Origin of the sequence: Kitasatospora sp. NBC_01246, from assembly GCF_036226505.1 — a bacterium.
Lineage (GTDB): Bacteria > Actinomycetota > Actinomycetes > Streptomycetales > Streptomycetaceae > Kitasatospora.
The window spans coordinates 4,605,473-4,624,745 of sequence record NZ_CP108484.1 but is presented as its reverse complement, the minus strand read 5'-3'; the positions used below and the strand labels follow the sequence as shown (position 1 = coordinate 4,624,745).

General features: G+C 74.5%; 12 protein-coding genes. 1 reads left to right on the top strand and 11 read right to left on the bottom strand.

The genetic code is table 11. The annotated features are described in order from the left end of the window. Positions 1 to 52: 52 nt before the first annotated feature. Complete coding sequence (locus OG618_RS20370) at positions 53 to 6,535, top strand: non-ribosomal peptide synthetase (protein WP_329492189.1); 6,483 nt, start codon at positions 53 to 55, stop codon at positions 6,533 to 6,535. A 151-nt stretch (positions 6,536 to 6,686) separates the two neighbouring features. Here OG618_RS20370 and OG618_RS20365 read toward each other — a convergent pair whose 3' ends face one another. The 11 genes from OG618_RS20365 to OG618_RS20315 all read right to left on the bottom strand — a co-directional run bounded on the left by OG618_RS20365 (position 6,687) and on the right by OG618_RS20315 (position 19,209). Next, positions 6,687 to 7,334 carry a response regulator transcription factor gene (locus OG618_RS20365; protein ID WP_329488963.1) on the bottom strand — a complete coding sequence of 216 codons (648 nt, stop codon included), beginning with the start codon at positions 7,332 to 7,334 and terminating at the stop codon, positions 6,687 to 6,689. Beyond that, positions 7,322 to 8,608 (bottom strand): sensor histidine kinase, encoded by a 1,287-nt coding sequence (locus OG618_RS20360; RefSeq protein WP_329488962.1) that lies wholly within the window; start codon positions 8,606 to 8,608, stop codon positions 7,322 to 7,324. The genes OG618_RS20365 and OG618_RS20360 overlap by 13 nt, the downstream gene beginning before the upstream one ends. A gap of 115 nt (positions 8,609 to 8,723) precedes the next feature. Then, positions 8,724 to 9,272 carry a YbaK/EbsC family protein gene (locus tag OG618_RS20355; RefSeq protein WP_329488961.1) on the bottom strand — a complete coding sequence of 183 codons (549 nt, stop codon included), beginning with the start codon at positions 9,270 to 9,272 and terminating at the stop codon, positions 8,724 to 8,726. Between the two features lie 26 nt (positions 9,273 to 9,298). Beyond that, on the bottom strand, positions 9,299 to 10,387 hold the full coding sequence (locus OG618_RS20350) for a zinc-binding dehydrogenase (RefSeq protein WP_329488960.1): 1,089 nt from the start codon (positions 10,385 to 10,387) through the stop codon (positions 9,299 to 9,301). A 28-nt stretch (positions 10,388 to 10,415) separates the two neighbouring features. Further along, positions 10,416 to 10,688, bottom strand: coding sequence for an acyl carrier protein (locus OG618_RS20345; protein WP_329488959.1), 273 nt, complete (start codon positions 10,686 to 10,688; stop codon positions 10,416 to 10,418). A 54-nt stretch (positions 10,689 to 10,742) separates the two neighbouring features. Beyond that, entirely contained in the window at positions 10,743 to 11,654 is a 912-nt protein-coding gene (locus OG618_RS20340) for an alpha/beta fold hydrolase (protein WP_329492188.1), read from the bottom strand. A gap of 37 nt (positions 11,655 to 11,691) precedes the next feature. Further along, complete coding sequence (locus OG618_RS20335) at positions 11,692 to 13,101, bottom strand: condensation domain-containing protein (protein WP_329488958.1); 1,410 nt, start codon at positions 13,099 to 13,101, stop codon at positions 11,692 to 11,694. 30 nt (positions 13,102 to 13,131) lie between these two features. Next, positions 13,132 to 13,905 (bottom strand): enoyl-CoA hydratase/isomerase family protein, encoded by a 774-nt coding sequence (locus OG618_RS20330; protein WP_329488957.1) that lies wholly within the window; start codon positions 13,903 to 13,905, stop codon positions 13,132 to 13,134. A gap of 77 nt (positions 13,906 to 13,982) precedes the next feature. Then, positions 13,983 to 15,701 carry an acyl-CoA dehydrogenase gene (locus tag OG618_RS20325; RefSeq protein ID WP_329488956.1) on the bottom strand — a complete coding sequence of 573 codons (1,719 nt, stop codon included), beginning with the start codon at positions 15,699 to 15,701 and terminating at the stop codon, positions 13,983 to 13,985. After that, positions 15,698 to 17,461, bottom strand: a complete 1,764-nt coding sequence (locus tag OG618_RS20320) for an acyl-CoA dehydrogenase family protein (protein WP_329488955.1) — start codon at positions 17,459 to 17,461, stop codon at positions 15,698 to 15,700. Before OG618_RS20320 ends, OG618_RS20325 begins: the two co-directional genes overlap by 4 nt. Continuing rightward, on the bottom strand, positions 17,458 to 19,209 hold the full coding sequence (locus OG618_RS20315; RefSeq protein WP_329488954.1) for a fatty acyl-AMP ligase: 1,752 nt from the start codon (positions 19,207 to 19,209) through the stop codon (positions 17,458 to 17,460). Before OG618_RS20315 ends, OG618_RS20320 begins: the two co-directional genes overlap by 4 nt. Between the last annotated feature and the right edge of the window lie 64 nt (positions 19,210 to 19,273).

Genomic DNA, 19,273 nt, shown 5'->3' with positions numbered 1-19,273 from the left:
CCTCACCGGCCAGCCCCTCACCCTCCTCCCCGACAGCCTCGACACCGCGAGCCTGGGCACGGCACTGGTGGAAGCCGGACCGTTCTCCTTCATCAAGCTCACCCCCGGCCACCTCGACCTCCTCACCCACCAACTCACCCCCACCCAGGCACGCGACCTCGCCGGCATCGTCATCGCCGCGGGCGACAACTTCCCCCTCACCCTCGCCCAGCGCTGGCAGGACCTCGCCGGCCCCCACGGCACCCGCCTCGCCACCGAGTACGGACCCACCGAGATCACCATCGGCAACTCCGGCAGCCCCGTCGACACCACCCTCACCCTCGAAGCCGTCCCCCTCGGCACACCCTTCCCCAACACCGGCATGCACGTCCTCGACGAGCACCTCCACCCCGTCCCCGTCGGCGTCCCCGGCGAGATCCACATCGACGGCACCGGCATCTCCCGCGGCTACCACCACCGCCCCGACCTCACCGCGGAGAAGTACCTCCCCAACCCCCACGGCCCCGCCGGCACCCGCCTCTACCGCACCGGCGACCTCGCCCGCTTCCTCCCCGACGGCACCCTCGAAACCCTCGGCCGCATCGACAACCAGGTCAAGATCCGCGGCTACCGCATCGAACTCGGCGAAATCGAAGCCCGCCTGCGAGAACACCCCCACATCACCGACACCGTCGTCACCGTCCGCGAACCCAGCCCCGGCAACAAGCGCCTCACCGCCTACCTCATCACCCACACCACCATCGACACCCAGGCACTACGCGCCCAACTCGCCGACAAACTCCCCGACTACATGATCCCGACCACCTACCTCACCATCGACACCATCCCCCTCACCCCCAACGGCAAGATCGACACCCGCGCCCTCCCCACCCCCGACCTCGACACCCTCACCACCACCCACTACACCGCCCCCCGCACCCCCCTCGAAGAACGCCTCGCCACCATCTGGGCCGAGGTCCTCGACCTCCCCCGCATCGGCATCCACGACAGCTTCTTCGACCTCGGCGGCGACTCCATCCGCGCCGTCCGCCTCGTCGGCGCCCTGCGCGCCGCCGGCTACGACGTCACCATCCGCGACGTCTTCCAGCAGCGCACCATCACCGCCATGGCCGCAGCCCTCCCCGGCAACGGCACCGGCGAATCCCTCATCACCGCCGTCCAGCCCTTCGCCCTCATCGGCGACGAGGACCGCAAGGCCCTCCCGGCCGACATCGTCGACGCCTACCCGCTCTCCCAGATCCAGACCGGCATGCTCGTCGAGATGCTCACGGCGGACGGCGGAAACAGCTACCACAACATCAACTCCTTCCGTCTGCCGGACGCGAACGCCTTCGACGCCGCAGCGATGAGCGAGGCCATCGGCCTGGTCACCGCCCGGCACGAGATCCTTCGGACCTCGGTCGACCTGACCGGCTACAGCCGGCCGCTCCAGCTCGTCCACGCCGACGTCGAGATCCCGTTCGTCGTCGAGGACCTGCGCGGCCTGACCGAGTCCGAGCAGGAAGCCCACGGCCGCGCGTTCGTCGCCGCGGCCCGGACGGCCGGGTTCGACCTGGTGAACGGCCCGCTGCTCCACCTGGCGGTCCACATCGAGTCGGCCGAGGCCTGGCGCCTGACGGTCAGCCACCTGCACGCGGTGACCGACGGCTGGACGATCAACTCCTTCCTGATGGAGCTGGTCGGCTGCTACCAGGCGCTGCGGGACGGCCGCGAGCCGGCCGCCCACGTGGCCCCGGCGGTCCGCTACGCCGACTACGTCGCCGCCGAGGAGGCCGCCCTGGCGAGCACCGAGGAGCAGGTCTTCTGGCAGGACGTCGTGGACGGGTACACCCCGCTGCGGATCCCGGCCACCTGGGCCGGCGCCGAGGACTCGGAGCAGCGCCACTCGATCGGCGTGCCGTTCGCGGACCTGGAGGAGGGCCTGCACAGGCTGGCGGCCGAGGCGAAGACCTCGCTCAAGACCGTCATGCTGGCCGCTCACCTCAAGGTGATGGGCAGCCTCACCGCCGAGGACGCCTTCCACACCGGCGTGGTCTACCACGGCCGCCTGGAGGCGCCGGGCGCCGACCGCGTGCTCGGCATGCACCTCAACACCCTGCCGTTCCCGACCACGCGGGGCGCGAAGACCTGGCGCGAACTGGTCGAGCGGACCTACGCGACGGAGACCGAGATCTGGTCGCACCGCCGGTACCCACTGCCCGCCATCCAGCGCGCCGCCGGGAACACCCGCGACCTGCTCACCGTGCTCTTCGACCACCAGGACTTCCACCAGGTCGACACCGGCACGGTGGACACCGGTGGTGGCCTGAACGACGGCCGCAACGAGTTCGGCCTGATGGCGATCGCCGGGGTCGGCCGGCTCAGCCTCGGGGCCGCGGTCTCGACGATGAGCCGGGAGAACCTGGAGCGGCTGGGCGCGATGTACCGGTCGGTGCTGGAGGCGATGGCCGCCGACGCCGACGGTGACGCCCTGCCCGTCCCGCTGGCCGAGGCCGACCGACGGCTCGTCCCGGTGCTCCGGGCACCGGTCGAGCAGCAGGCCGCCGGCTGCCTGCACGAGCTGTTCGCCGCCCAGGCCGCCCGCACCCCGGACGCCGTCGCGCTGACCAGTGGCGATCAGAGCCTCACCTACGCCGAGCTGGACGAGCGGGCCAACCGCATCGCCCACCACCTCATCGCCCTGGGCGCCGGGCCGGAGCGGGTCGTCGGCCTGTCGCTGGAGCGCGGCCCGGACCTCGTCCCCGCCCTGCTGGGCATCCTGAAGTCCGGCGCCGCCTACCTGCCGCTGGACCCGGCCAACCCGGCCGACCGTCTCGCCTACATGCTGGCCGACGCCAAGGCGCCGATCCTAGTGACCCATTCCGCCCTGGAGCCGATCGAGTTCGCGGGCGCCCGGGTGCTGATGGACGCCGACCGGGCCGCGATCGACGCCCGCCCGGCCACCGCCCCGGCCACCGGGGTGCGCCCGGACAACCTGGCGTACGTCATCTACACCTCCGGTTCGACCGGCCTGCCGAAGGGCGTCGGCACCGCGCACGCCAACGTGCCGCGCCTGTTCGGCGCGACCCGTGCGGACTTCCCGTTCGCCGCGGACGACGTGTGGGCGCTGTTCCACTCCTACGCCTTCGACTTCTCGGTCAAGGAGATCTGGGCCCCGCTGCTGCACGGCGGCCGCCTGGTGGTCGTCCCCGCGATGGTCGCCCGGTCGCCGCAGGAGCTGGTCGAGCTGCTGGTGGCCGAGCGGGTCACCGTGCTCTGCCAGACCCCGTCCGCGTTCCGCTCGCTGACCGGGCTGGTGCAGGAGGGCGACCCGCGCGTCGACCGGCTGGGGCTGCGTGCGGTCGTGTTCGGCGGTGAGCGCCTGGACATGTCGCAACTGGCTCCCTGGACGGCGAAGTTCGGCGTGCGGACGGCCCTGATCAACATCTACGGGCCGACCGAGACCACCGTGCACTCGATCTACCACCGGGTGACGGAGTCGGACCTGCCCCAGGCGGCGTCCCCGATCGGCCTGCCGGTCGCCGACACCGTGATCCACCTGCTGGACGCCAACGGGCACCTGGTGCCGGACGGCGTGCCGGGCGAGATCCACGTGGGCGGCCCGGGCGTGGCCCGCGGCTACCTGAACCGCCCCGGGCTGACCGCCGAGCGGTTCGTGCCGGACCCGTACGGCCCGGCCGGCTCCCGCCTGTACCGCACCGGCGACCTCGCCTGGCGCCTGCCCGACGGCCGCTACGAGTCGCTGGGCCGGATCGACGGCCAGGTGAAGGTCCGCGGCTTCCGGATCGAGCTGGGCGAGATCGAGGCCCGGTTGCGCGAGCACCCGCTGGTGGACGAGGCGACCGTGATCGTGCACCGGAACGAGGCCGGCGAGAAGTCGCTGGTCGCCTACCTGGTGCCGGCCGGCTCCGCCGCCCCGGACCTCGCCGCGGTGCGGTCGGACCTGGCGGCGGCGCTGCCCGGCTACATGGTGCCGGCGGCGTTCGTCACCCTGGCGGGGATCCCGCTGACCACCAACGGCAAGGTGAACCGCCGGGCGCTGCCCGCGCCGGAGCAGGCGGTGAGCGTCGTGGGCGAGCACCATCTCGCACCGCGCACCGAGCTGGAGGCCGCCCTGGCGGCGGTCTGGGCCGAGGTGCTGGGCCTGGCGCAGGTCGGTGTCGAGGACAGCTTCTTCGACCTCGGCGGCGACTCGATCCGGGCCGTCCGCCTGGTCGGCGCGCTGCGCGAGGCCGGCCACGACCTGACCATCCGCGACGTGTTCGAGCGGCGGACCGTCGCCGCCCTGGCCGCGGCCCTGCCCGGCGGCGACGGCCGGTCGCTGATCACCGCCGTCGAGCCGTTCGCGCTGGTCGACGAGGAGGACCGGGCGGCCCTGCCCGCCGACGTCGTCGACGCCTACCCGCTCTCCCAGATCCAGACCGGCATGCTCGTCGAGCTGATGGCGGGCGAGGGCGGCACGGCCTACCACCACATCAACTCCTTCCGGATCCCGGACACCCGGCCGTTCGCCGAAGCGGCGCTGCGGCGGGCCCTGGCACTGCTGGCGGACCGCCACGAGCTGCTGCGCACCTCGGTGCACCTGACCGGGTTCGGCCGGCCGCTCCAGCTGGTGCACGCCACCGCCGAGGTCCCCGTCACCGTGCACGACCTGCGCGGCCTGACCGAGGACGAGCGGGCCGAGCGGGCGCGCGGCTACGTGGCCGAGGAGCGGGCCCGCGGGTTCGAGCTGACGGCCGCGCCGCTGCTGCGGATCGCCGTGCACGTCGAGTCGGACGAGGCCTGGCGGGTCACCGCGAGCCACATCCACGCCGTCACCGACGGCTGGACGCTCAACTCGCTGCTGATGGAGCTGCTCGACACCTACCGGACGCTGCGCGACGGCGGGACGCCGACCGCCTACCAGGCCCCCGCGGTCCGGTACGCGGACTACGTCGCCGCCGAGCTGACCGCCCTGTCCGACCCGGCCGACCAGGCCTTCTGGCAGGACGTGGTCGACCGGCACAGCCCGCTGGAGCTGCCCGCCACCTGGCGGGACCGGAGCGCCGGGTCGCTGCTGCTCAACGTCGAGTACGCGGACCTGGAGGAGCGGCTGCGGGCGCTCGCCGTCGGCGCGAACACCTCGCTCAAGACGGTGCTGCTCGCCGCGCACCTCACGGTGATGGGCTCGCTCAGCACGGCCCCGGCCTTCCACACGGGCGTGGTCTACCACGGCCGCCTGGAGGCGCCGGGCGCGGAGCGGGTGCTCGGCATGCACCTCAACACCCTGCCCTTCCCGGCCGCCCGGGGCGCGAAGACCTGGCGCGAGCTGGTCGCGCGGGTCTTCGGCACCGAGACCGAGCTCTGGTCGCACCGCCGCTACCCGCTGCCCGCCATCCAGCGGGCGGCCGGGCCCGGCCGGGCGGCGCTGAGCGTGATGTTCGAGTTCCTCGACTTCCACCAGGTCGACCGCGGCGCGGTGGACGTCCGGGCCTCGATGAACGACGGCTCCAACGAGTTCGCCCTGACCGTGATCGCCACCGGCGGCCGGATCGGGCTCAGCACCGGGGCCGGCGCGCTCGGCCGGGCGCAGCTGGCGCAGCTCGTCGCGATGTACCGGCTGGTGCTGGAGGCGATGGCCGCCGACCCGGACGGGGACGCGACCGCCGGCTACCTGCCGGCCCCCACGGCGTCGGCGGGTGCGCCCGCGGCCGAGCTGGAGCAGCCGTTGCCGGTCGGGCTGATCGCCGAGCAGGCGGCCCGCACGCCGAAGGCGGTGGCCGTGGTCGCGTCCGGGCGCACGCTGAGCTACCGCGAGGTGGACGAGTACGCCAACCGGATCGCGCACCACCTGACCGCGCTCGCGGTCGGCCCGGGTGCGGTGGTCGGGGTGGCGCTGGGCCGCCGGGCCGAGCTGGTCCCGGTGCTCCAGGGCGTCTGGCGCGCCGGCGCCGCGTACCAGCTGATCGACCCGGCCGCCGCGGCGGAGCAGGTCGACCCGCGGGTCACCTTCCTGATCACCGATCGGGCGGTGGCCGGGGGCTTCACCGGCGGGGTGCTGCGGCTGGACGACGAGGCGGCGCCGCTCGCCGCCCGGCCGGCCGGGGCGCTGCCGCTCGCGGCCTCGCCGGAGGGGGCGGCCTGCCTGCTGGACGGCGTGCCGGTCGACCACCGTGAGCTGGGCCGGCTGCTGGAGAAGGTCCGGGCCGAGCTCGGCGGGATCCGGCGCGGCGCCTGGCTGGCGGCCGCTCCGGGGGCGGGCCTGCGGGCGGCGGCGGAGCTGCACCTGCCGCTCACCGGCGGCGCCCGGGTGGTGCTGGCGTCCGAGGCCGAGGCCGCGGACCCGGCGGCGCTGGTCGCCCTGGTGGACGCGCAGCGCGTCACCCACGTGCAGGCCACGCCGGAGGACTGGCGGCTGCTGCTGGCGGCGGGCTTCGACAGCCACGCGGTGACCGCCCTGGTGTCCGGCGGGTCCGCGCCGGACTCCGAGGACGTGCTCGACGAGCTGCGGACCCGCGCCCAGCGGGTGGTGACCGGCGTCGGCACCGTCCACTAGCGGCGGAACGCCCGAGGGCCCCCGCGGTCGGTACGACCGCGGGGGCCCTCGGGGCGGAACGGGTCCGGACGGGCCGGACAGCGCGGCCCGACCGGACCCGACCGGACAGCGCGGCCCGACCAGGCCCGACCGGGCTCGGGGACCCAGCCGGTCAGCGCCCTTCCAGGAAGCGCAGCACGGCGCGGACCCGGCGGTGGCCGCCGGCGTCCTCGCGGGGCAGGTCGAGCTTGGTGAGGATGCTGTTGATGTGCTTGCCGACGGCGCTGTCGCTGATCACCAGCGCGGCGGCGATGGAGGAGTTCGACTGGCCCTCGGCCATCAGCGCGAGCACCTCCCGCTCCCGCTCGGTCAGCCGGTCGAGCGGGCCGCTCTGCCGGCGCAACAAGAGCTGCGAGACGACCTCGGGGTCGAGCGCGGTGCCGCCGGCGGCGACCTTGCGCAGCGCGTCCACGAACTCCTCGACGTGCGCGACGCGTTCCTTCAGGAGGTAGCCGATGCCGCTGGGGTTGGTGGCGACCAGGTCGGCCGCGTAGCGCTCCTCGACGTACTGGGAGAGCAGCAGCAGGGCGGTCTCCGGCCAGCGACGGCGGATCACCAGCGCGGCCCGCACGCCCTCGTCGGTGTGCGAGGGCGGCATCCGGACGTCGAGGATGGCGACGTCCGGCCGGTGCTCCTCGACGGCGAGGAGCACCTCCTCCGCGTCGCCGACGGCGGCGGCGACCTCGAAGCCCATCGTCTCCAGGACGTTGGTCAGGCCGACTCGCAGGAGGACGGAGTCCTCGGCGATCACGACGCGCACGGCAGCTCCACGGTGATGGTGGTCGGGCCCCCGACGGGGCTGGATATCCGGAAGGTGCCGTCCACCGAGCGGGCGCGACGGCTGAGGCCGGCGATGCCGGTGCCCCGGCTCTGGTCGGCGCCGCCGACACCGTCGTCGGTGACGACGACGCGCAGCAGGTCGGCGACGCGGTCCACCCGCACGACGGCGCGCTCGGCGCGGGCGTGCTTGGCGACGTTGTTGAGCGCCTCGGCGACGACGAAGTAGGCGACGGACTCGATGGCCGTCGCGGGGCGGCGGTCCACCGTGACCGCCAGGTCGACGGGCAGCGGGGCGCGGGCGGCGACCCCGGACAGCGCGGCGTCCAGGCCGCGGTCGTCCAGGACCGCCGGGTGCAGGCCGCGGACGAGGTGCTTCAGCTCGGCGATGGCCTCCAGCGCCTCCCGGTGCGCCTTGTCGATGACGCCCTTCGCGTTCGGCCCGGCGTCGGTCAGGGTGGCCCGGGCCAGGCCGAGGGTCATCGCCAGGGCGACCAGGCGCTGCTGGGTGCCGTCGTGCAGGTCGCGCTCGATCCGGCGCCGTTCGGCGTCGGCGGCGGCCACCAGGCCGTTCCGGCCCTCGGTCAGGTCGTCGACGCGTTCGGCGAGCCGCTCGGCCCGGCTGGGCCCGAGCAGCCGGCGGGCCAGGTAGCCGTCCGCGCCGACCACCAGCGCCGTCACCCAGGGCATCACGAGGACGAGCAGCAGGCCGCCGGCGGTGAACACGGCGGCGCGCTGGCGGACCTGCTCGGGCAGGGCCCAGATCCAGCCGTACGCGCCGGCCAGGGCGATGGCGTAGAGCCAGCCGGCCAGCACGGCGAGCCCGGCGAGCCCGAGCACCGGCCCGACCAGGACGTGGTAGCCGAGCTGGCGCCAGGCGGCCTGCGAGCGGACCGAGGTGGCGAGCCCGCGCCAGCTGAGCCGGATCGTGCTGTGGGCGGCACGCGGGATCGACTCGCCGAGCAGGTAGCGGAACCGGCGGTGCTGCGCCTCGTTCAGGGCGGTGACCGAGAGCAGCAGGAAGGCGAGCGGTCCGACCACGGTCAGCATCAGCTGGGTGGTCTCCAGCGGCCAGTAGAGCCAGTCGTCGGCGGGTTCGACGAACAGCAGCCAGGGCACCGCCACCAGGGAGAAGGAGGCCAGCTGGAGCGGGACGCCCAGGCAGAGGAACACGATGTCCCGCCAGACCCGCACCGACCACGGCGCGCGGCGGAGCGCGAGGGTGAGCAGCCGCCGCGGGGCTGTGCCGGTTGTCATGCGCCCACCGTAGTTGGCAGGCCGAAGGAGTGTCATGTCGCGCCCGTTCCGGGGAAAAGGGAAGGTGGCACCCCTTGTCGAGAAGGAGTGCCACCGGTGTGGAGCCCTGTGGTGATCAGGTGATCGGGACCACCTGGGGGCGGGCCAGCCGCAGGTAGTCGGCCGACTTGATCGCGACCGACCGGTCCAGCCGGGCGGCGTTGAAGTACAGCTCCGGCTGGTCGAAGAGGGCCGGGTCGGCGAGGACCTGGAGGTCCGGGTGGAAGGAGAACGGGGTGATCGTCCCGCTCACCGTCGCGCCGAGCGCCTCGGCGACGCCCTGGTCGGCGAACCGCGCCTTGCCGCCGCCGGCCACCCGGGCGACCTGCTTGAGGTCGACCCGGCAGTCGCCGGGTATCACGGCCAGCACGTGGCGGGCGGGCCGGCCGCCCTTGGTGACGGTGACCACCATGCACTTGGCGGCGGCGGAGAGCTCGTGGCCCCGCAGCTCGCTGGCGAGCGTGGTCTGCCCCTCCGGCGGGTGGTCCATCAGCCGGTAGGCGATGTCACCCCGGTGGAACAGGTCGAGGAGTCGTCGGTAGGTGGACGGCGGGGCGAGGTCGCCCGGGTCGGGGCGTTCCAGCAGGCCCACCGCCGCGGACTGTTCAGACGTGTCGACGAGCATTGGTCCTCCACGCTTGGTTGGCTGGGTCAGACGACGAACCGGTCCAGCGAAGGATCGACGATGATCTTCGCGTGGCGGTCCGGCTCGCCCAGTTCTGCGATCGCCCCGGCCAGTCCGTCCAGGCCGGTCACCCCGGTGATCACGGCGCCGGCGTCGATCCGGCCCTCCGCGATGTCGCGCAGGGTCTGGCGGTACTCGGTCGGGCTGCCGCCGAAGGAGCCGCGGATGTCCAGCTCCTTGCCGACGGCCACGCCGGGGTCGAAGGTGTCCGGGCGCAGGCAGACGCCGACGAGCACGATGCGGGCGCCGGCCGGTGCCCCGTCCACGACCCGGGCGAGCATGCCGGGCGTGCCGACGCACTCGAAGATGACGGCGTCCTTGATTCGCACGCCCCGGTACTCGGCGGCCATCCGGTCCATCATTCCGGGGATCACCCCGAGCGAGGTCCAGCGGTCGTACGGGGACTCGACGGCCGGGTCGATCAGGATGTCGGCGCCTAGTCGCTCGGCGAAGGCCCGGCGGCGCGGCGAGAAGTCCACCGCGACGACCGGGCCGAGGCCCCTGGCCTTGAGCACCGCGACGATGCCCAGGCCCACCGGGCCGAGGCCGATCACCACGGCGACCGAGCCGGGAGCCGCCTCGGCCCGCCGGACGGCCCGGGCGGCGATCGAGAACGGCTCGGTGAGCGCGGCGGTCTTCGGGTCGAGCCCGTTGGGCACCGGCATGGTGAAGGCCTCGGAGAGCAGCATGTACTCGCCGAAGCCGCCGGGGAAGGCCGGTGTGTAGCCGATGATCCCGCTGCCCTGCGGTCCGAAGCCGATCGGCGGGCCGCACACCACGGTGCCGGTCGGCAGGGCCCGGACGGTGCCCGGGCCGTAGTCGACGATCTCGGCGGCGAACTCGTGGCCGAGCACGAGTCCCTCGCGGATGTCGTGGGTGCTCCCGCCCGTGCGGCGCATGACGTCGCCGAACGCTTCGGGGTCGTCGAGGGCGTGCAGGTCCGAGCCGCAGATGCCGCAGGCCAAGGTGCGGACCAGCACCTGTCCGGCCTGCGGCACCGGGTCCGGGACCTCCTCGACGACGAGTGCGCCCCCACGGGTGATGGCGGCACGCATGGTCGTCCTCCTCTCTGCCGGTGCGGGGTCAGGCCCGCTCGGCGATCTTCTCGGCGAGCAGGCCGGAGAGGGCGTCGATGGTGGGGTAGTCCCAGGCCAGGGTGGGCTCCAGCTCGACCTCGAACTCGTCCTCCGCGTCGCCGCACAGGGCGAGGGCGTAGACCGACTCCAGGCCGTACTCGACGAGCTTGACGTCGGGCCGGATCTGCTCGACCGGGATCTCCAGGTAGAAGGCCACCCGCTCGGTGAGCCAGGCGCGCAGCTCGGTGAGGTCGTGGGTCTGCTCGATGGACGTGGTCATGGTGGTAACTCCTCGGGAGGGTCGGAAATCGTGGGGGTGGTGACGGGGTGCCGGTCAGTCCAGCGAGGCGGCGAACTCGGCCAGCGCGGCGGTGACTTCGGCGGGGCGCTCCTGCTGGGTCCAGTGGCCGCAGCCGGGCAGCAGCACGCTGCGGTGCAGCCGGGGCGCCCAGCGCCGCAGCTCGTCCGCCAGCCGGTCGGGGTCCTGGCCGCGGACCACGAAGTCGTCCGTACCGGCCAGGTAGAGCGCCGGGACCTGGATCGCGGCCTTGTTGAGCGGCGCGGTGAGCTCCCAGTTGCGGTGCAGGTTCCGGTACCAGTTCAGGCCGCCGGTGAAGCCGGTGGCGCCGAGCGCCTCGGCGTAGACGGCGAGGTCCGGCTCGGTCAGCCAGCCGGGCAGCCGGTCGGGCTCCGGGTACAGGTCGAGGAAGCCGCCGCCGTCCGGCACGACCGGGTCGAAGGGCGGCGCGCCGCCGCTGGTACCGGCCAGCAGCCGGCGCAGTGCGGCGGGCACGTCGCGTTCCAGCTCCCGCTCGGCCGCGCCGGGTTCCTGGAAGTACAGCATGTAGAAGCGTTCGCCCATGGCGCGCCGCATCGCGGGCAGCGGCGGCAGGCCGGCCCGCGGCCGGTAGGGGATGCTCAGCCCGGCCACGCCGCGGACCAGGTCCGGGCGCATCAGCGCGGTGTGCCAGGCGACCTGGGCGCCCCAGTCGTGCCCGGCCACCACCGCCCGGTCGGCGCCGAGCGCGCCGATCAGCGCGACGACGTCGCCGACCAGGTGGTGGATGGTGTACTGGTCGGCCTCGGCGGGGCACTCGCTGAGGCCGTAGCCGCGCATGTCGGGGGCGACCACCCGGTAGCCGGCCTCGGCCAGCCCGGTGAGCTGGTGGCGCCAGGAGTACCAGAGTTCGGGGAAGCCGTGCACCAGCACGATCAGCGGCCCCTCGCCGGCCTCGGCGACGTGCATCCGCCGGCCGGCCACCCGCAGGGTCCGGTGGACGGTCTCAGCCAACGCGCCGCCCTCCCCCGGTGGCGAAGCCGAACATCCGGTCCATCGCGGCCGCGTCCACCAGGGTGAGGCGCGCGACGGCGGCGTCCGGGTCGGCCAGGGCCGCGTCGACGGCCCGGACGAAGTAGCCGGCGAACCGCTCGACGGTGGCCTCGTCGAACAGGTCGACGTCGTAGCGGAAGTCGACGGCCAGCGAGTCCACGCTCTGCCGCACATTCACCGCGAGGTCCAACTGACCTTCTGCCTGAGGGAGTTCGAACGGCGCGATGCGCAGTCCGGCGAACTCGGCCGGTGCGCCGTCGGCCGCGTCCAGGAGCAGCCTCAGCAGCGGGTCGGGACTGCTGGTGCCGATCATGTTGAAGGTGATCCGGCAGAGCGCGGAGCCGGCGCCGGTCCGCGGCCGGTTGACCGTCCGGGTGAGCAGCTCGAACGGGTAACCGACCCGGCCGAGGCCCGCCTTGACCTGCGCGTCGGCGGCCCGGGCCGCGTCGCGGAAGCTCGCCCCCGGCGCCAGGTCGGCCCGGAACAGCAGGGTGTTGATGAAGTTCCCGACCACCTCGCGGGTCGCCGGGCTCAGCCGGGTGGTGGTCGGCGCGCCGACCAGGAAGGCGTTCTGCCGGGTGTAGCGGTGCAGCAGCCCCTGGAGGATCCCGAGCAGGAGGGAGAACAGCGAGACCCCGTCGGCCAGCGCCAGCTCGCGCAGCCCGGCCACCCGCGGGCCGCTCAGGTCCAGGTGGTGGGTGCTGCCGCGGTAGCCCGGACTCGTCGGCCGGGGGCGGTCGGTGGGGATCTCGGCCGGGATCGCCCCGGCGCAGAAATCGTGCCAGTACTGCTCCATCCGGGCGCCGCGCGGCGAGCCGAGCAGGTCGCGCTCCCGGGCCGTGTAGTCGTCGTAGTCCGCGGTGAGGGGTGCGAGGTCGGGCTCCCGCCCGTCGACCAGCCGCCGGTAGCTCTGCAGCAGGTCGCGCAGGATCAGCCAGTTGGAGGTGGCGTCGGTGCCGATGTGGTGGCCGGCCATCAGCAGGACGGCGTCCTCGGCGCCGCGGCGCAGCAGGACGAAGCGGAACGCGCCGTCGCGCTCCAGCCGGAACGGCTCGCGCAGCGCGTCCCGCACCGCGGTGCGGAAGCGCTCGTCGGTCAGCCCCGGCAGCTCGCGCAGTTCCAGGCCCAGCGGGTGCCGGTCGGCGACGGTGCGGGCGGCCCGGCCGTCGTGCTCGGCGAAGAGCGAGCGGAGCATGTCGTGCCGCTCGGCGGTCGCCTCGATCGCCCGCTCCAGGGCGGGCAGGTCGACGGCGGAGCGGACGGTGAGGGCCACCCCGGTGTTGTAGACCGCGGCGTCCGGCGCCAGCCGGTAGAGGAACCAGAGCGACTGCTGCGCGTGGGAGAGGGGGTGCAGGCTGGACATCGACGTCCTTCGTTGCGGTGGGTGGGCGGGTCAGTGGCCGATGAACCGCGGGGGTTCCCCGGCGAGGTGTGCCCGCAGGCCCTCCCGCTGGTCGGCGGTGGCGAACAGGGCGGCGAACCGGTGCCGTTCGAGGTCCAGTCCCTCGGCCAGCGGTCGGCCGAGGCCCTCGTCGACGGCCCGCTTGGCGGCGCCCAGGGCGGCTGTCGGCCCGTCGGCGAACCGCTCCGCCAGCCGCTGGGCCGAGGCGTGCACCTCGGCGTCCGGGACGACCTCGTCGACCAGGCCGAGCTCCAGCGCCTCGGCCGCGTCCACCTGCCGTCCGGTCATGATCAGCCGCTTGGCCCGTGCCGGGCCGATCAACCGGGGCAGCCGCTGGGTGCCGCCGGTGCCGGGGATGATCCCCAACCGGATCTCCGGCAGGCCGAGCACGGCCCCGGACCCGGCCACCCGGAAGTCGGCGCAGAGCGCGAGTTCGAGCCCGCCGCCCAGGGCGAAGCCCACGATCGCGGCCACCACCGGCTTGGGGATCGCGGCGATCGCGGCGAACCCGGCGTGCAGCCGGGCGGTGTACGCGTCCACCTCGGCGGGGGTGCGCTCGGCCATCGCCGCGAGGTCCGCGCCGGAGCCGAAGACGCGCCGGCCCCCGGTGAGGATCACGGCCCGGACGGAGGGGTCCGATCCGACCCGCTCGGCGGCCTCGGCCAGCTCCGCGGGCAGCACCGGGTCGGCGCCGCTGATGGTCGGGCGCAGCAGCCGGACGGTCGCGACCGGCCCGGCCTCCTCGACCCGTACGTACTTTCCCATGCTCTCTTCCTGTCACTGGGCGTCATCGGCGGCTCCCGCCGGGAGCCACCGGTCCGCGTGCGCGAGGTGCCGGCCGGTCAGGCGAGGTGCCGGCCGATGAGGTCGAATCCGGCGCCGCTCTCGTAGCGGTCGAGCAGCTCGCGGAAGACAGCCGGGCGGACGGCCTCCGCCCCGGGCACCGGCGGGCAGCCGAGCCGGGCGGTGAGCCGGGCCAGCGCCGCGACGACCCACTCGGGCCGGTGCGCGTACGCGCCCGGGTGGTCCGGGTTGTTCAGCCACACGCCCAGGCAGCAGGCGGCGGCCAGCAGCACCGCGTAGCGGTGGGTGAGTTCGAAGCTCACCGGGCCGGCCAGCGGGGTGCGGTCCCGAGGCGCGAGCTCCTGGCAGGCCTGCTTGAGCGCGGTCAGCTCGTCCACCAGCTGGGCGGTGAGCCGGCCCAGGACCGGTTCGTCGCGCACCCGGGCGGCCGCGTCCACCAGGCTCCCCAGCAGCGGGTCGTACCGCCCGGCGGTGGTGCTCAGCCGGTCGAAGTCCAGCTCGGGCAGGTCCCCCGCCAGGTGGAAGACGCCGGCCGGGGCCGGTTCGCCGACCAGCCAGGCGGCGCGGGCCAGCCGGGGCAGCTGCGGGATGACGGTGGCCTGGCAGACCGTGCCGCCGGCGTGCACCAGCGAGGCGACCGGCAGGTCCCGGGCGTGCTTCTGGAACACCGCGTGCGGCCCCTCGCGCAGGAACGAGCGGGCGCCCAGCACCTGGCCCAGGGCGTCGACGGTGTCCTTGAAGAGCAGCGGCACCAGGTACTTGACGGCCGCCGCGTAGACGCTCGTCTGCCCGGGCAGCAGGTGCAGCGCGCGGCAGACCGTGGTGGCGAAGGCGTCGGCCGCCTGGAGGTCCACGAAGGCGTCGGTGAGCACCGAGCGGGCGTGCGGCAGGTCGGCCACCGTGCGGTGGTACAGCCGCCGGCCCAGCGCGAAGCCGGTGACCGTGCGCAGCTGCTGGTCCACCGCGCCGAGCGCGGCGGCGGGCAGCACCGCCCGGGTGACCTGGAAGGACCGCAGGATGGTCTCCATGGCCGCGCCGACCTCGCCGGCCACCGCGGTCACCGGCACCGGGCAGTGGTCGAACTGCAGCCCGCCCAGGTACATCGCGCGCACCCCGACGGTGCGGTAGCGCGGCAGGAAGCGCAGCCGGTCGCGCGGCGCGGTGGCCATGTCGACCAGCACCATCGAGTGGCTGCGGCTGCCGGGCTCCGGGCTGGTGCGGGCCAGCACGGTGACGGCCTCGGCACGGGCCAGGTTGTTGATGATCTCCTTGCGGCCGTCGAGGACGAGGTGGTCCTGCCGCAGGGTGCCGCGGAAGGCGGTGTTCGAGACGTCGTTGCCGGTGGACATGTCGGTGTAGGCGGCGGCGATCCGGCCGTTGCGGCACAGGACGTCCGCGAGCCACCGCTGCTGCTGGTCACCGCCCTGGGCCCACACGTTGACCGCGCCGACCAGGTTGCTGGCGCCGTGGCCGAGGCCGAGCGCGGCGTCGCGGCGGAACAGCGGGCGCAGCACCCGGGCCAGCCGGTCGGCCCGGTCGAGCCGGCCGCCGAGCCGCCGCGGCACGAACTCGGCGCCGAGCCCGTAGGCGTCCAGGACGCGCTCACCGGCCGGGAGCAGGTCGCCGCGCTCGTCGGCGGCCACGAAGGCGGCGAAGCCCAGCGGGTTGTCCTGGTACTCGGGGTCGCCGAACAGGGCCTCCAGCGGTGCCGGGTTGCCGAGGTCGGCGTAGCAGTCGGGGGTGGTGGCCGTGGTCATCGGCTGCTTCCCTTCACCAGGGGGTAGGACAGCAGGGACGGGAGGAGGCCGCTGCGTTGCTGCTCCTCCAGGAAGGGCACCAGCCGCTCCAGCAGGTCGTCGCCGGCCACCGGGCGCCGCGGGCCGTGGCCGAGCCGGGTCAGCACCCGGGCCAGCGCCGCCTCCAGCCAGAGCCCGTCGGCCCACAGGCCGCCCTGGTGCTCGGATGCCTCGTGGTTGCGCAGCCAGAGCTGGACGGCGGCCGCGGCCGCGTACAGCAGGGCGTACCGCTCGGCCAGGTCGAAGGCCGCGCGCGGCGCCTCGACCGGGACCGGCCGGTGGGCGGCCAGTTCGACCGCCAGGCCGTCGACCGCGGCCAGCAGTGCCTCGGCCCGCCGGCCGAGCGAGGCCGGGACGGCGCCGTGCGCGGCCAGCCGGCCGAGTTCGGCCACCGCGGCGGGCAGCGCCTGCAGCACGCTGGAGCCGCCGCGCGGGAGCAGGCTGAGCCGCTCGCGGTCGAGCGGGGCCTGCGGCGCGGCCAGGTCGGTGGCCTCGGCCAGCCCGGCGGCGTCCACCGTCCGCTTGCGCAACTGGCGGGCCAGCAGGGGGAAGTGGTTGATCAGCGCGTGCAGGTTGACCAGCGCGTTGCCGTCGAAGATGCCGACGATCCGGTGGTCGCGCTGGACCTTCTGGAAGCGGCCGTGCTGGTAGGTCTCGCCGACCAGCAGCGAGCGCGAGCCGAGCACGGTCCCGAGCCGGTCGATCACCTGGTCGACCAGGGTCGGTACCAGGTACTTGGTGACGGCCGAGGAGACGGCCAGCTCACCGGGAAGCGCGTGGATGCTGCGGACGGCGACCGTGCTCACCGCCTCGGCGAGCAGCACGTCCGCGTACGACTGCGCCAGCAGCCTGCGGGTCTGCGGGAGTTCGGCCAGCAGCCGGCCGTAGGCCCGCCGCTCCAGGGCGTAGCCGGCGGCCAGCGTGAGCGCGTTGTCGGCGGCGCCGAGCGACAGCGCGGCGCACATCGTGCGGGTCAGCTGGAGGCTCTTGAGGACGATCTCGGCGCCGTCGCCCTCGCCACCGACCAGCGCGTCGGCCGGCACCCGGGCGTCGGTGAAGGCCACCCCGCTGATGTCGGCGCCGCGGATGCCGTGCAGCTTCACGGCCGGCAGCGGCCGGTAGCCGGGCGGCGCGACGGCGGACTTGTCGATCATCAGCAGGCTGAAGCCGCGCGCGTCGCCGGCCTCGCCGGTACGGGCCAGCAGGCAGACCGCCCGGCCGCGGTTGGCGTTGTTGATGAGCCACTTCTCGCCGCTCACCCGGTAACCGTCCCCGGTCGGCACGGCGACGACCTCGCCGGCCAGCAGGTCGCTGCCGTGGTCGCGCTCGGTCAGGCCCCAGGAGACCACCGTCCCGTCGAGCACCTGGGCGGCCAGCCGCTCGGCCTGCTCCCGGCTGCCGCCGACCCAGACCGACACCGCGCCGAGGAAGGTCTTGCCGTGCGCGATGGCGACGGTGAGGTCCCGGCGGGCGACCGCGCGCATCAGCTGCAGGACGTGCTCGTAACTCTCCAGCGCCCCGCCGTACTCGGCCGGGACGTAGTGCCGGGGCAGCCCCAGCAGGTCCAGCTCCCGGCAGATCTCGACCGGGAACTCCTCCCGGTCGTCCAGCGCGCCGCAGCGCGCGTAGGAGAACAGCCGTCCGCCGTCCTCGGGGTCGCCGAGGGCGCGGTCCAGCTCCCCGGCGATCCGGCGGGAGGGGTGGGTGGCGGCGTGGGTCATCGCGCACCGGCCGCGTTGCGGTAGCGGGCGGCGGTGGCCGGGTCGAGGTCCTCGACCACCGGCTCCAGCGCTCCGGTCATGAACAGCTCGCGCATGAGCGAGCGCTGCACCTTGCCGCTGGTGGTCTTGCGGACCTGGCCGGGCCGCAGCAGCACCAGGTTGGGGATCCGCACGCCGACCCGCTCGGCGAGCCGGCCGCGCAGCTGCCGGGCGAACTCGGCCAGCTCCTCGGGGGCGCCGGGGCGGCGGCGGACCTCGTGCATCACCACGATCTGCTCACCGGTGCCCGGCACCGTGCAGACGCTGCCGCTGAGCCCGTTGAACGCCTCGTCCAGTTCGGCGAGTTCGCGCTCGATGTCGTGCGGGTAGAGGTTGCGGCCGTTGACGATCAGGACTTCCTTGATCCGCCCGGTGACGTACAGCCGGCCCTCGTGCAGGGCGCCGGTGTCGCCGGTGCGCAGGTAGCCCGCCGCGCCCTCCGCCGTGACGGCGCGGAAGGTCGTCGCGGTGGCCTCGGGGTTGCGCCAGTAGCCGGCGGCCACGCTGTCGCCGCGGATCCAGATCTCACCGATCCCGCCGTCCGGGAGGGTGGCGGCGGTGGCCGGGTCGACGATCCGCACGTCGAGGTCGTGGACGGTGCCGCTGCTCACCAGTAGCGGGCCGTCGCCGCCCGGGGCGACCGGACGCAGCTCGTTGGCGGCGAGCGCCTCGGCGTCGACGGCCGTCAGGGCCGGGGTCTCGCCGCGCGGCGTGCCGGAGACCAGCAGGGTGGTCTCCGCCATGCCGTAGCAGGGGTTGAACTGGTCGAGCCGGAAGCCCGCCGGGGCGAACCGCTCGACGAACCGGCGCAGGGTGGCGGCGCTGACCGGCTCCGCGCCGTTGCCCGCGCTGACCAGGCTGCCCAGGTCCAGGCCGGCCAGCTGGGCGTCGGTCACCCGGCGGGCGCACAGGTCGTAGGCGAAGTTCGGGGCCGACGTGTGGGTGGCGCGCCGGCTGCTGATCAGCTCCAGCCACAGGTGCGGGCGGCGCAGGAAGGCCATCGGGGCGAGCTGGTAGCCGAGGGCCCCGACGTACAGCGGCGCGATCAGGGCGCCGATCAGGCCCATGTCGTGGTGCTGGGGCAGCCAGCAGGCGCCGCGGCTGTCGTACTCCAGCGCGAAGGCCCGCGCGATCAGGCCGATGTTGTGGCGCAGCGAGCGCTGGGTGACCATCACGCCCTTGGGCGCGCTGGTCGAGCCCGACGTGTACTGGATGAACACCAGGTCGTCGTCGGCGGTCGGCGGCACCTGCCAGTCGGGGGCGGGCGCCAGGTCCAGCAGGTCGGTGGCCACGCAGGGCAGCTCGGTGACACCGGCCTGCTCCAGCATGGCGACGGCCGTGCCGTGGTTGGCCGAGTCGGTCAGCACCAGGCGGATGTCGGCGTCCCGCACGATGCCGTCGACGCGGGAGCTGTGGCCGCGCTGGGTGCTGGGCTGGGGCGCCGGAACGGCCACCACGCCCGCGTACAGGCAGCCGGCCAGCGCGGTCACGAACTCGGGTCCGGCCCCGTACAGCAGCATCACGCGCTCGCCGACGGCGCACCGCTCGCGCAGCCAGGAGGCGACCGAGCGGGCCGCGCGGTCGAGGTCACCGAAGCTCAGCGGCTGCTCCGACCAGCCGTCGGAGGCGGCCTCGACGAAGACCAGGGCGGTGCGGTCGGGGGTTTCGCGGCCGTGCCGCTCCAGTCGGGTCACCAGGTGATCGGCCATCAGCACGGCCTCTTTTCGGTCGGGGGTGGACGGTGGCGGGGCGGGACGCCGGCGCCCGCGGGGA

Coding starts and splice junctions, on each gene's coding strand:
- OG618_RS20360 (WP_329488962.1), bottom strand. CDS start 8,608: ATGACAACCGGCACAGCCCCGCGGCGGCTGCTCACCCTCGCGCTCCGC.
- OG618_RS20355 (WP_329488961.1), bottom strand. CDS start 9,272: ATGCTCGTCGACACGTCTGAACAGTCCGCGGCGGTGGGCCTGCTGGAA.
- OG618_RS20350 (WP_329488960.1), bottom strand. CDS start 10,387: ATGCGTGCCGCCATCACCCGTGGGGGCGCACTCGTCGTCGAGGAGGTC.
- OG618_RS20345 (WP_329488959.1), bottom strand. CDS start 10,688: ATGACCACGTCCATCGAGCAGACCCACGACCTCACCGAGCTGCGCGCC.
- OG618_RS20340 (WP_329492188.1), bottom strand. CDS start 11,654: ATGCACGTCGCCGAGGCCGGCGAGGGGCCGCTGATCGTGCTGGTGCAC.
- OG618_RS20335 (WP_329488958.1), bottom strand. CDS start 13,101: ATGTCCAGCCTGCACCCCCTCTCCCACGCGCAGCAGTCGCTCTGGTTC.
- OG618_RS20330 (WP_329488957.1), bottom strand. CDS start 13,905: ATGGGAAAGTACGTACGGGTCGAGGAGGCCGGGCCGGTCGCGACCGTC.
- OG618_RS20325 (WP_329488956.1), bottom strand. CDS start 15,701: ATGACCACGGCCACCACCCCCGACTGCTACGCCGACCTCGGCAACCCG.
- OG618_RS20320 (WP_329488955.1), bottom strand. CDS start 17,461: ATGACCCACGCCGCCACCCACCCCTCCCGCCGGATCGCCGGGGAGCTG.
- OG618_RS20315 (WP_329488954.1), bottom strand. CDS start 19,209: ATGGCCGATCACCTGGTGACCCGACTGGAGCGGCACGGCCGCGAAACC.